1 pseudogene (cut by a window edge) is annotated in these 15,636 nt (G+C 32.0%); it reads right to left on the bottom strand.

What is annotated here, in order from left to right:
• Positions 1–23: 23 nt before the first annotated feature.
• Positions 24–15,636 (bottom strand): annotated as a pseudogene (ebh, locus tag MHI13_RS12715) (hyperosmolarity resistance protein Ebh) (it continues 14,310 nt past the right edge of the window).

Here is a 15,636-nt window from a genome sequence, read left to right as displayed (position 1 = left end):
CTTTAGAAGCGGTTATTTATTTTTTACTTTTTTGAACGCTTTTTGTTTTTAGTAGTACCTTTTTTTGACTTAGTATTTGAAGAAGGACGTTGGGTTTTATTTGTTTTTGCTTTTTTCGAAGAACATGTCTCTCTTTTTATCTGTTTATTCTCCTCTTTTTCTCTTTTATTTTTCACTACAGGAATTGCTTTTTTATTGTCTTCTTCAATAATAGTTTCTTCTTCTTTATCTTTTTTTCGTTTAGCTATAATCAATGGATCTACTTTTTTAGAATCGGAAATATGAAGGTTCTTCTTACCATTTAGTTTTTCTTCTTCCTCTTCTTTCTTACGTCTCTTAGCAAGCACTAGCCAGAATCCTGAAAGTAAACCAGTTAAAGTGATGAAGCCTACTGCTTTGCCAAAGTCATCAATTACTCGATTGAAGAAATTGTCACCGTGATGTTTAAGTTGTTTAGGGTCATCGTCATTATGTTTGTTTGTACCTGGTTTTATACCTGAGTGACTTAATACTTCTTTGTAAGATTCCGTTTGACCTATATGACTTTGTACATCTTTTTCTCTTAGACGGACGTCTTGTTTATAAGCGTTGTTAGCAGCGCGTTGTTGATTTGAAATTGAATCAAATGAACCTTCTAAACCTACTTCCATGATTTTACGAATACCATTCAGTAACGCGTCTTGGACTTCTTTGATTGTTTTAGCACGATGAATTGCATCCATAGTATCTAATTCTATTTGTCTAATACGATTGATTGCTAATTGTCTTTGGTATTGACTTGCTGACATATCATTAATAATTTGTTGAGTTCTATTATTAACAACGTTATTGAGTCTACGTTCAGCTTTATGTTTTTCACCGAGTAAATGAGCTTGTGCAATGATGTGATCGCGTTGCGCTTTGAAATCTTTGAGAATGCGTTTGAGTTCGTCTAGATCTTTTGCATTTTTAATCATGTTATTAACTTTAGATTCAAGATCTTTTAGTTGATGATTGAATTGAGCTTGTTCTTCAGGTGATAAATCAGAAATATGTTTAATTTCTTGTACACCTTCTTGTGTAAGTTTATTAACTTCAGCTTTATTAGCTTCTTTAGCTTTGTCCAATGTAAATTGTCTAGGATCAAAATGATTAATATCATTTAAATCTTTATTTTGATTATTTTCAACATCTTTTACATTAGTTGAATTGTTAATTTTATCAATAGCTTGATCTTTAAGTTTTTGAACTTCAGCTTTAGCTTGTTCTTTTTGCTGTTCGGTTAAAATTTTATCTTTATCAATTTCATCTAACTTTTGTTTAGTAGCTTGATCAATTTGTTGTGATGCTTCATCTTTTGCAACTTGAAGTTCTTTTTCAATAACATCTACAGGGACATCGACAATAACTGATGTATCGTTCGCAAGAGTCACTTCAACTTTCGCAGTTAGGTTATCTGCAACTTTATCTGTGTTAGGTAATGAAATGATTCTAACTTTAAGACCATCAGCTAAAGTCATGGCACTTTCAATTTCACTAAGTGTAATCGTAGCACCTCTATGCACGATGACTTTTCCTGTAACTAACGCATCTTGTAAGCTTAAATCAGGACGATGAAGTATTGATGGCTGTTGATCAGTATCCCATATTACAATTTTCGCAATGTGGTTAAGACTATCATCTTTAACTTTGTTAATTTGATCTACAGAATTAGAGTTCTCTATTTGTTTAATAGCCTCTTTTTCCGCTTTATTGATTTCAGCAAGTGCGTGTGCTTTTTGCTGGTCAGTCAAATCAGGATTGTTATTGATTGCATCTCGCTTACGTTGTGCTAAATCTTTAATTGATTGTTTAGCTTGTTCTTTTGCAGATATGATATCTTGAGTACCTTTCATTAATTGATCTGCTTTAGCTTTTTCATCTGCAACAGCTTGTTTATTAGTAGCACGATCAATCTCGTTTTTAATGTTCTCGATTGCATGATTTAAATCATCTTTGAGTTTCTCTTTTTCTTGATTAGATAAATTAGGGTTTTGATCAATATTATTCAATAAACCTTTTAATTTTTGATCGATATCATTATTAGCATCAATTTTAGCTTTTGGTAGTTCATCAGCATGCGTATGTTTAATAGCTGTTGTTCCTTCATTTTCAGCGTTATAAACGCCTATATTAGAACTTGCATGATCGATATCAGCATTAGCATGTTTAGCTGCATTCTCTACAGATTTAATAGCTTGTGCTTTTGATTCATCTGTAGCATTAGCATGATTGATTTCATCAAGTTGATGTTAAAGTGCATCGTCAATAGCTTTATGTGCAGCTTGTTGAGCATTTTTAAGGCGTTGTTCGCCATTAAGTGCGTCCTTAGCATCTTTAATCGCTTGAGTCATACCTTTAATAACAGTGATATCTAAGTTGTCGCCATCTTTTTTGTTTAAAACATTATTAGCTATATTTATCGCATTATCAAATTGTAATTTTAAATCTTCGTCTGCATTTTGATAATTAATACTATCTTTAGTAGATTGGTTTAATTGTGCAACGGTATCTCTAAGGTCTTTCATTGCATCATTTAGACTTGAAGCATTATCTACTATGTTTGTTATATCTTTAATATTATCAGATTTATTAATCTCATTTGTTAAATAATTGTTTTGAGCATTATTAAGAGTATCAAGTTGTTTTATAAATTGTTTAGATTTCTCTTTAGCTTCGGCAAGACGTTGTTCACCATTTAATGCATCTTTAGTGCTATCAATTGCTTGAGATAATCCTTGAATATCTCTTTCGTTGAGGTTGGCGCCTTTAGTTTTACTTAATGCTTCTCTAGCGTCTTTAACTGCTTTATTAAATTGACGTTTTAAATCATAGTCGGCATTAATGTAATTGATGCTTGATTTAACAGGATTAACTGTTTCTTTTAATTTGACTTTTAATTCTGACATAGAATTATTTAAATCTGATGCAGTAGAAACGATTTGCGATAAATCTTTTAGATTATCAGTATCATTTGCTTGTTTAATTGAGTCTACACGTTGAGCATTATTTAAATCTTTTAATTGATTAATAAATGTTTCAGCTTTAAATTTAGCTTTAGCAAGACGTTGATCACCATTTAATGCTTCTTTAGTATCTTTAATAGACTGAATGAAGCCTTGAACTTCTTCAATTGAAGCAGGTTTACCTGTAGCTTTAGACAATGTATTTCTTGCTTGTTGAAGCGCTTGATCAAATTGATTTTGTAAATCCTCGTCTGCATTGATGTAGTTAACACTCGCATGAACAGGTGTTGCATTACTTATTAAAGCATTGTGTAAATCTTCCATAGCTTTATTTAATTCAGTAACTTTCGAGATTGATTCAGCTAGTGAATTAAGATCTTCTGAATTAGTGATACTATTTTCAGCAACTTTACGTTGAGCATTATTTAAATTTGATAATGTTTGAACGTATTCTTGAGCTTTAGCTTTCGCTTTAGCAAGACGTTGTTCCCCATTGAGAGCATCTTTCGTATCTATAATTGCTTGTTTTAAACCGTCTACTTGATTTTCATCTAAGTCTTTACCTGTTGATTTGGCTAGGGCTTTTCTAGCGTTATTCAATGCTTCATCAAATTGATTTTTAAGATCGTTATCAGCATTAATATAATTTGAGCTCGCTTGAACAGGTGCAGCATTATTGATTAAGCTATCTTTTAATGCTTTCATAGCGTCGTCTAAGTTCATAGATTTGTTAATTAGACGAGATAATTTAGTTAATGAATCTGTACTTGCTACATCTTTGAGTCCATGAGTTAATTGAGCTTTATTAATGTGATTTAAACCTTCTATAAATTTATCTGCTTTCAGTTTTGCAGCTTTCAAACGTTCAATACCATTTAAAGCGTCTTTAGTTTCTGAAATTGCATCTTTAAGTGCGTCAACAGCTTCGAAATCTAGGTTTTGACCTTTAGTTTTATTAAGAACATTTCTAGCATTGTTAATCGCTTGTTTAAAGTTATCTCTTAATTGTGTATCTGCATTAATATAGTTGATGCTCGCCTTAGTTGGTGCATAGTTATCGATAATTGATTGAGCTAACTCGTGCATGATGTCGTTTAAGTTTGTTCCATCATCAACGATGTGATTAATTTCAATCAGATCATGAGATTGATTGATCTTATCTACTAAAGCGGTTCTTTGAGCATCATTAATTTTATCTAATGAATTAATGTAAGCTAAAGCTTTAGGTCTAGCCTCCACTAATCTAGCGATACCATTTAAGTCATTTTTAGCGTGGCTAATTTGATGAATTGCTTCTTCTATTTCTTGTTGTGTTGCATTTGTTTTAATTACGTTTTGAGCGTGCTCTAAAGCATCATCATATGCAGTGATTCTATCATCATCTGCTTGACGATAATTATCTCCATGCTCAACAGAATCAGCATCATCGATAAATTGTTTTAATTGTCCCATTGCTTTATTTAGAGCTTGGGCATTTGCTTTAGCAGTTGCTATTTCATCAAGTTTAGTAGCTTGTTGAACGTTATCTCTGGCTGTTTGTTGTTGACTCGCATTTAAATATTTAAGTTGATCGATATTATTATTTGCGTCAGTTTTAGCTTCTTGCACACGTTGATCACCATTAAGGTTTTCAGAAGCTTGATTAAGTTGATTTAGAACTTGCTCTACTTGTTCTTTATTAGCATCTGTACCATTAGTTTTATTAATTATAGCTTCTGCATTATTAAGTGATTGATTAAGTGTTTCTTTTCTATCATCTGAAGACTCAGTATAGTTAGGTGACGCTTTATCTATAATCACTTGTTGGGTTTTATCCTTAAGAGCTTTCATGTCGTTATCAAGATCTTTAGCTTGTTGGAGCAATTGTTTTACTTCTGTTCTTAAAGGCGCATTTTTAATCGCTTTAACAATTGATTGTTTTTGTGCGTCATTAAGGTTTTTCATATCATCAATGTCATATTGTGCTTTAGCTTTATCGTAGGCTAATTTTTCAGCGCCAAGTAGATTGTTCTCAGCAGCCAATACTCTATTTTTTATAATATCAACTTTATTAGGTTCTAATGTTGGATTAGTAGTTTGATTAATCAAATCTTTAGCTTCTGTTACTTTTTGATCATACTGGTCTTGGAATTTAGAATCCTCGTTTAAGTACTTACTACTATTTTTCACATTATTACTTTCAGCTACGACATTTTCTAAAGATTTCATTGCTTGATCAAGTGCTTGCGCGTTATTTAAGTTTTCTGCTACTTCACTACGAGTTTTAGAATTAGTATTTTTGTTAATGATTTGTTCGCGTTGTGCTGTATTAAGATGAGTTAAACCATTAATTGTGTTTGCAGCATCTTGTTTTGCTTGGGCAAGTTTTTGATCACAGGTTGCTTTGAGCAGCTTCAAGTCCATGCGTTAAGTTATTTATTACAGTTGGATCCATTTCAGGGTTATCCTGTCTATAAATAACTTTTTCTATGTTTTGAAGTGCTTGTTTATAAGCATCTTATTCAGGTTGATCTTCATTAATAAATTGGCTACTATTCAAGACATTTGTACTTTGATCGAAGACATTGTTAAGTGCATTCATAGCTTTATTTAATGCTTTCGCTTTATCTAGAGCTTGAGTCACTTCAGCTCTTGTATCTGCGCCATAGATTTGTTTAGCAATGTCGCCACTTTGAGGTGAAGTTAAACTTGATAATTTACGTAATTGTTTAGCAGCTTCGTCTTTGGCAATGTTAAGTTTATTTAGGCCATGAAGGTTATTTTTCGCATTTCGAACATTATCAATGGCACTTTGGATGTCGCTAACAGACATTGTTGGTTGAGTCATTTGATGCAATATATTCTCTACGTTTGTGACAGCATTATCATACGCCTGTTGTTCGGCAGGGTCTTCATTAATATAATCACTAGAATTTTTAACTTGATCTTTATCTTTGATACTATTTTCCAAAGCTTTCATCATGTTATTTAAAACATCTGCTTGTCCTATGATTTGTTGAACCTCAGCTCTAGTTGGTGCATTGTCAATTTGTTCATTAAATGCTTGTTGTTGAGCTGTGTTTAAATGATTCAATGTAGAAATAGTTTGATGAGCAGTTTGTTTATCTTCGTTTAGTAATTTTACACCATTTAAGGCGTCTTTAGCCTGATTAACTTGTTGAGTCAACTGTTCAATTGTGTCTTTATTTAATGTTGGATTGTGCTCATTGATAACACTTTCTGCATCAGTTACAGCATGATTATAAGCTTGTTGTTTATCTTCGTTTTCATTGATGTATCTACTTTCTTGTCTTACAGTCGCTTGATCTTGAATACTGTTTCTTAGTTTACCCATTGCATCATTAAGTTCTTGTGCAATATGCATTTGCTGAGTAACGTTATCTCTGGTTGTAGCTTTATTAATAAGTGCTTTTTCAGCATTTTTCTGAGGAGTGTTTAAATTACTTAAGCTATCGATAACGTTATTGGCATTTTCTTTAGCTACTTGTAATTTATGTTCTCCCTCAAGAGCAGCAACTTTTTGTTGTATTTTATTAATCGTATTTTCGATTTCGTCATTTGACATAGTAGGTTGTGTCGTTTGATCAATGATTGCTTGGCCCTGTGCAATAGCATCGTTATACGCTTGTTGCGCTGTACTATCTTCATTAACATAATTGCTAGTTTTTCTTACGCTATCTTGTTGTCCCACAATGTCTTTAAGTTTTTGCATTTCGGAATCTAAAGCTCTAGCTTTGTTGTAGACATTATTAACATCAGAAACTCTAGTTGCTTGTTGTATTTCATGTGTTAAAGCTTCTTTTTGAGCTTGGTTAAGATTATCTAAATGATTTACTGCATATGTTTGTGTGCGTTTATCATCATTAAGTACATGTTCGCCGTGAAGGTTATTCTTAGTTGTTTGAACATTTGAAGTATCACGCTCTATTACTAAAGGATCCATAGTTGGATTAGAAGTTTGATTAATAATTTGTTGAGCATGATCTACAGCATTGTCATAAGCATTTTGAATACTTGGTACTTCATTGATGTAATTGCTTGTTTGTTTAATATCATTAGCATCAGCAATACTGTCTCTTAATTTTTTCATTGCTGTATCTAATGGTTTAGCTTTATTAACTGTAGCAACGATGTCTGGTCGTGTTTGGGCTTGTTGAATTTCATGATTTAGCTCGTCTTTTTGAGCTTGGTTCAAGCTCTTCATTTGATTAATACGTTCAGTTGCTTGTTGTTTATCTTGTTCTAATTTTTGTTCTCCATGAAGATCATTTTTAGCAGCGTCTAGTTTTTGAGTAACTTCATTAATATTTTCTGGAGACATATTAGGGTTATCTTGTTGATCTACAATTTGTTTAGCTTGGTTTACATAGTTATCATAGTTTCCTTTTTGAGCTGTATCTTCATTAATGTAATTACTAGTTTGTTTTACAGTTTCATTGCCAGCTAATGCGTCTTCTAATTTTTTCATCGCATCGTTAAGTTGGTTGGCTAATTTAGCTACACTTTGAACACCAGGTCTCGTAGTTGCATCACGAATTTCTTCCTCAAGTTCTTGTCTTTGCGCATGGTTTAAATGCGTTAAATGATCTAAAGTATCTTTTGCATTTGTCTTATCAGTCGCAAGTTTTTGATCTCCATGTAAATTGTCTTTAGCTTGAGTAACTTCATTTACAATATTTTGAACATCACTATTGGATAATGTAGGGTCAGGATTGTCGTTGATAATGTTCTTAGCTTTTGTTACCGCTTGATTATAAGCAGCTTGTTGTTCAGGGTCTTCATTAATATATTTGCTACTATGAAGAACCTGTTCATTATCAGCAATTGAATCTCTCAGTGCTTTCATTGTGTTGTTAAGTTGTTTTGCATTTTCCAATACTTGAGCAACTTGAGTTTTAGTCGGTGCATTGAAAATGTCATCAACTAGCTTGCCATGTTGACCGTTAGTCAAATTGTTAAAGTTGTTTAATTGTGATGAGGCCTCTTTTTGGGCTTCAAGCAATTTATCGCTACCATGTAAATTATTAAGTGCTTGATTAACATTTGCTAAAGCTTTATCTATTTCCCCTTTGTCCATAGTAGGAGGTTGAGCATTGATTAAATCTTTAGCAGCTTGAATTGCTTTATCGTAGGCATCTTTTTGAGTAGGATCTTCATTAATATAATCACTACTTTGTTTAACGTTACTAGCGTTGTTGATAGCTTGTTGCAATTGTTTCATTGAGTCATTTAATTGATTAGCGTCGTTAATGATGTTATTCACTTGTGCTTTAGTTGACGCTTGATTAATCAATTCACGTTCTTTATCCTTTTGAGCCTCTGTTAGTCCATCTAATTTATCAATAGCTTGATTACCAGTTGTTTTAGCTTCAGTTAACTTAGCTTCCCCATTTAAGTTGTTTTGAGCATTAATGATAGTCTGAGTCGTTTTATTAATTACATCTTTGTTAAGCTCTGGTGGTTGTGATGTTGTAATAATTTGAGTACCTTGGTTGATGGCAGAATCATAGTTAACTTGATTAGTGTGATCAGCATTAATGTATTTACTTTCTGTTTTGACTTGATTTTCTTTATCTACTTCAGCTCTAAGAGATTTCATGGCTTCATTTAGTTCTTTCGCTTTTTGAAGTGCCTCTTGAACACCAGGTATAGTTTGAGATTGATTAACTAATGTTTTTTCTGCTAATACTTGTCCAGGATTAAGTGATTCTAATCGATCAATTTGACTATTAGCTTGATCTTTCGATTCTTGTAGTTTTTGTTCACCATGTAAAGCTTCACTTGCACTTTGTAATTGATTTAATGCTTGCTCAATTGTAGTTTTATCTAAAGTTTTATCAGGTACTGCATTAATGATATTCTTCGCTTTTTGTAAAGCATCATTATATGCATTTTGAGAGGCTGGGTCTTCATTAATATAGTTACTTGATTGTTTAATGCTATTCTCTAGATGAACTTCGTTCTCTAACTGATGCATCGCTTCATTTAATGCTTTAGCGTTATTTAAATCACTTTGAACTTCTGTTCTTGAAGGTGCACTATTAATTTCATTGTGCTCTGCTTGTCTTTGAGGGTCATTCAAGTTTCTTAATTGATCTATTTCGTTATTAGCATCTTGTTGAGCTTTTTGTAATTTTTGTTCTCCATGAAGATCGCCTTTTGCTAGTTCTATATTTTGAATAGCATTACTAATATCATTTTTACTTAATACATCAGTAGTATTTCCAATGATGATGTCTTGTCCGCTTTGAATAGCTTTATCATATATTCTTTGAATTTCAGGGTCTTCATTCAAATAATTGCTTTGCTTATGAACGCTAGGTTGTTGTTCAACTAATGATTTGAGTTTGCCCATTTCGCTATTAAGTTCATTTGCTTGGTTAACAATTTCTGCTACTTTTTGTTTAGTTGTAGCTTGATTAATTAAATTATTTAGAGCTTGTTTTTGTTTATCATTTAAGTTCGGTAAATGATTTATAGTTTCATTAGATTCATTTTGGCTTTGAGTTAATTTATCTGCACCATGTAATGCATCTTTAGTTTCTTTTACTTTTTGAGCAGCAGCATTAATTTCTCTTGGATCCATCGTTGGATCATTTTGTTGATTTAACAAATGTTCAGCATTACTCAAAGCATTATCATAAGCTATTTTCTTATCTGGATCTTCGTTAATGTAGTTACTAGAGTTAAGCGTATCGTTTTTGTCGGCAATACTTTGTTTCAATTCTTTCATTGCTTGATTTAAAACTTTAGCTTGTTCTAATTGATGTTCCACAGCTGTTCTAGTTTCAGATGCTTGAATATCCTGAACTTCTTTGGCAGTTTGAGCACGATTTAAGTTATTCAAACCATAAACATCATTTATTGCGTTGTTTTTGGCTTGTTGTAATTTTTGTTCTCCATGTAATCCATGTTCAGCGCTATTAATTTGTTGAATAACATTACTAATGTCACTTCCATTCATTGTTGGATCGTTATGTGCATCAATAATTGCTTGTCCTTTTTTAATAGCATTATCATAAGCTTCTTTTTGAGGTGTATCCTCGTTGATATAGTCACTAGTTTGTCTAATATTAGGAGCTTTTGCGACAGCTGCTTTTAATTCTTCCATTTCATTATTAAGGAATTTAGCTTCTTTTAATTTTTTACTTATCTCAGTTCTATGTGTTAACTGATCAATAGCTTCATCTAAGGCGTGTTTTTGAGAATCAGTTAAACCTGTTAAGTTTCCAATTTCTTGTTTAGCATTATTTTTATCGTCTTGAAGTTTTTGAGCTCCATTTAAAGCATGTTTTGCGTTCTCTAATGCTTGAGTAGCTTGATTAACACTTTGAGGATCCATAGTCGCATTAGTTTCAGTAATAATATTGTTGATATTATTAACAGCATTATCATAAGCGTGTTGTTGAGTAGAATCTGCATTTGTATAATCACTACTTTGTCGTACTTGATCTTGATCCTTAATACTAACTCTCATAGCCTTCATAGCGTTATTAAGCTCTTTAGCTTTTTGTAATTCTTGAGATAATCCATCTAATGTCGTTGCATTGTTTAAATTATCTTCAAGTTTTTTACGTTGCGGTTGATTAAGGCTATTTAATGTACCAAGTTCTTTGAGTGCCTCTTTTTGAGCAGCGTCAAATCTTGATTGACCATTTAATGCGTTTTGAGCATCATCAATTTTATTAATCAATTTTTGAAGTTTAAGATGATCTAATGTATCAGGATGATTATCTATTAATTCTTTAGCTTCTTTAATAGCATTATCATAAGCCTGTTTAGTAGCATCGTCAGCATTAACATAATTACCTGATTGGTGTACTATGCTTTGTTTTGCAATTTGATCTTTAATGTCTGACATATCACTATTTAATTGTTTAGCGATATCTAGTTGTTTTTTAACTTCGGCTCTAGTATCAGCGTTATCAATTAATGGTTTAAAGTGAGCTTTTTGTTCATTAGTTAAATCATTTAAATGATTTAATTGATCATTTGCTTCTTGTTTAGCTTGTTCTAATTTTTGCTCGCCGTGTAAATGATTAACAGCATTCTGGATGTTGTGAAGCGCATCATCAATTTTATTTTTATCTAATGTTGGATTAGAAGTTTGATTGATAATATCTTTAGCAGCGTTTATAGCGTTGTTATATGCTTTTTGTTGTTCAGTATCTTCATTCTCAAACTTACTACTAGATGTAATTGCTGGATCTTGATTAACTTGATCTTCAAGTTGTTTCATGGCATTATCCAGTGCTTTCGCTTCTTTAAGTTTTTCTGCTACTTGCTCTCTAGTTGTAGCGCCATCGATAGCTTGTTTTAAAGCATCTTTTTGTGGTTGATTAAGATGCGTCATATGATCAATTGAATTATTAGAAGTGTCTTTTTCATTTTGTAGACGTTGCTCACCATGTAAATTATCTGTTGCTGTTTTAATATTATTTAATGCTTTAATGATATCTTGTGGATTGATATTTGGATCATTAGTATTTTTGATAATGTCTTCAGCATGTTTAATCGCGTCGTCATATGCTTGTTTTTGAGCAGAATCTTCATTGAAATAGTTACTACTTGAATGAACGCTATCCTTAAGGGCAACTTGATTTTTAAGTTGTTCCATTGTGTTATTAAGTTGCTTAGCTTGTTCAAGTTCTTGTTTGATATCATCTCTACTATCAGAATGGTTAATTAATTCTTTAAGTTTCTCACGTTGGGCATCTGTTAAGTTAGTCAAATTATTTAGCTCTTTTGAAGCAGTAGTTTTATCTTGATTTATTTTTTCTACTCCATGAAGGGCTTGTTCAGCATTTTGTACAGCCTGAGTAGCTTGTTCTATAGTGCCTTTATTGAGTTCTGGATTTTGAGTCGCATTAATAATATCTTCAGCACGTTGAACAGCTTGATCATAATTTGCTTTTACAGTTGGATCTTCATTTAAATATTTGCTTTCGGATTTAACTTGATCTTGGTTAGCGATACTTTGTCTTAAAGCTCCCATAGCACGATCTAAATCTTGAGCAGTTTGCAAGTTTTGTTGAACTTGCTCAAGTGTAGGTGATTGATTAACTAATTGTTTCTCAGCAGTTTTTTGAGCGTTATTTAAATTAGTTAAGTTAGTTATGGTTTGATTCGCAGTATTTTGAGCTTCTTCTAATCTATGATCACCATCTAATGCAACTTTGGTATTATTTACTGTTTGTGTTGCTCTTGAAACATCGTCTTTATTAATAGTTGGCTGATTTGTACCATTAATGATGTCTTTAGCATGCTGAACAGCTAGATCATATGCTTGTTTTTTTGTTGGTTCAGCATTAATGTAGTTACCATTTGAAATAATTGTGGCATTATCTTTAATACTCTCTTTTAAAGCACCCATTAAACCATTTAATTCTTGAGCTGCTGTTACATCTTGATTCACATTCGTACGTGTATCTTGACTATCTATTATTGAATCTTCCATGTGTTTCTGAGCATCATTGAGATTTGGTAATTGAGAGATAGCTTGTTTAGCACGATCTTTATCTTGTTGTAACTTAGTATCACCATGCAAATTCGACTCAGCTCGTGTAACGGCGTTAGTTAAATTATTAATAGCGTTTGTATCTAATGTTGCTTGAGTTTCATCGATAACCTGTTGTGCATTGGTAACAGCGTTATCATATGCTTGTTGTTCAGGTTGATCTTCGTTTATATACTTACTACTATTTTTAATCTCTGCTTTATCTTTTATGCTTTCTCTTAAACCATGCATAGCAGTATTTAAAGTTTTTGAAGATTCAAGTAATTGATTAACCTCTGTACGAGTTGTTGCAGCTTTAACTTTTGCAATTTCCGCAGTTTTTTGTGGGTCATTAAGACTCGTTAAACCACTTATCTCAGTTTCTGCTGATTGTTGATCTTTTTTGAGTTTTTGAATACCATGTAAAGCATTTTCCGTATTATTAACAGTGTGAGTTAATTGTTCTATTTCTGCTTTATCTAAGACTGGATGAGTATTGTTATTAATAGTACTTTCAGCATTATTAACTGCATTATTATAATCACGTTGTTGAGTTGGATCTTCATTGATATAATTACTACCTTGTTTGACTTGGTTTGTATTTTGAATGCTATCTCTTAAAGCTTTCATCGCAGTATTTAATCCATTAGCTTGAGTTAATAGTTCTTGAACTTTAGGTCGAGTTTCTGCATTAGAAATGAGTTTATTTATTTCGCGTTTTTGACCATCGTTAAGACTAGTTAAACCATTTACATCCTGAGTTGCAGATTGTTTAGCTGAAGCTAATTGACTTACACCATCGAGTGCTTGTTGAGTTTGTTGAACACGTGTTAACGCTTGTTGAATTTTATCTTTATTTAATTCAACTTGAGGTGCGGCGTCAATGATGTTTTCAGCATTTTGTAGAGCTTGGTCGTAGGCGGAGATCTTTGTAGGATCAGCATTGATATAAGCACTACTATGTCTTACTTCATCTTTATTGTTAATACCATCTCTTAAGGCTTTCATTGCATCATTTAACGCTTTAGCAGATGCTAAATCTTGTGCAACGTCAGTTCTTGTTGTTGCTTGATTTACTTGATTCTTTTCAGCACTTATTTGTTGAGGATTTAAGCTCGTTAATCCCTCTATCTCCCTATTAGCATTTTGTTGATCAGTGTGTAATTTATTTTCACCATCTAATGCATTTTTAGTTGTGTTGATTTGGTTAGTTGCTTGTTCAATTTCACTTTTATTCATTACTGGATCGTGTGTTTTATTAATAATGTTTTGTCCAGCTCGAATAGCTGCATCGTAATTATTTTTAGGTTGTTGATCTTCATTGAAATAGTTACTTTGTTGATGAACTTGATTTTGTTGATTAACAGCATCTCTTAACAATTTCATAGCATTATTTAATTCTTTATCAGTAGTTAATTGTTGATTAACATCTGGAATTGTGGTTTGTGCTTGAATATTTTGGATTGCTTTTTGACGTTGTGCATCGTTTAATCCTGAGAGTTTATTAATTTCACTAATAGCATTATTTTTAGCATTGTCAAGAAGACGTGCTCCATGTAATGCATTTTGAGCATTAGTTAAGTTTTGAACTTTTTGTTCAATTACTGTTTTATCTAAAGTAGGCTTACTACTTTCATTAATGATTGATTGTGCTTGTTGAAGCGCTTGATCGTATGCGCTTTTATGTTCAGGAATCTCATTAATATAATCACTACTTTGTTTTACTCTAGTACTTTCGGCAACTTTATCTCTCAACTGTTTCATTGAGTTATTCAAAGCTTTAGCTTCGTTAAGTTGATTTGCAACGTCAGTTCTAGTAGTTGAACTATTTACAAGAGCCTCTTCTCCAGTTTTTTGAGGATCATTTAAATAACCTAATTGATTGATAGTTTGATTAGCTTCATTTTTAGCTTGTTGTAATTTATTAGCACCATGTAAAGCATTTTTAGCGTTATTGATTTGATTAATAGCTTGGTCAATTGTTGTTTTATTCATAATTGGATTTTGTTGACCGCTAATAATGTCTTCGCCATTATCAATTGCATTATTATAAGCATTTTGTTGAGCTGTATCTTCATTAATATAGTCACTTGAATGGTGAACTTGATCTTTAGCGTTGACCAAATTACGCAAAGTTTTCATAGATTGATCTAATGCTTGAGCTGCACTTAAAGTGCTAGAAACTTGGTCTCTAGTTTTAGCTGAACTTATAGTGTTATTTTCGTTGGATTTTTGGGCATTAGTTAAACCATTGAGATTGTTAATTGTTGCTTGAGCGTCTTGTTTAGCTTTAGCTAATTTAGTTTCTCCATTTAAGTTATTAATCGCTGAATTAATTTGATTAATAGCTTGTTGAATTGAATTTTTATCTAATTCAGGGTTCTGAGTTTTATCTTTAATTGCTTCAGCATTCGCTATGGCAGAAGTATAAGCGTTTTGTTGAGCTGTATCTTCATTTATATACTTACTACTACTTAAAACATTATTCTTATCATTTATAAGATTATTAAGTTGTTCCATCACTTTATTAAGTTCTTTAGCTTTACTTAATTGTGATGCAACCTCTGGTCTTTTTTGAACTCCATTAATCAATTCTTTTTCTTTAGTTCTCTGAGCATCTGTAAGTTGATTTAATGAATTTATCGTATTATCCGCATCTTCTTTAGCTTTACGAAGCTGAGATTCACCATCTAAGGCATTTTTGGTAGTTATAATAGCTTGTGCTTTTTGATTAATAATATTTGGATCTAAAGTCGCTTGTTTTTCATCAATAATACCTTTAGCTGTATTAATAGCATCTGTATAAGCTTGTTGTTTATCTGGTTCAGCATTAATGTAATTACTTTGAGTCGTTACATTAGCGTTATCAGTAATGTTTTGTCTTAGCGTATGCATTGCATTGTTAATAGTTTTAGCTTTTTCCAACTCTGATGATATCTCAGTTCGTGTATTAGAGCTATCTAATACGCCTTTAATAGCCTCTTTTTGAGGTGTGTTTAAATTAGATAATTTATTTAAAGAATTATTTGCACTAGTTTTATCAGCTTCTAATTTTTGTTCACCATGAAGTTCTGATTTCTTAGTATTAATATTATTTATTGCTTGTATAACAGTATTGTTATTTAATATTGGATCAGAAGTTTTATCAATGATAGT

Source organism: Staphylococcus sp. FSL K6-0223 (assembly GCF_038008285.1).
Note: the sequence above shows the minus strand (reverse complement) of the source record. Positions and strands in the feature narration are given on the sequence as shown.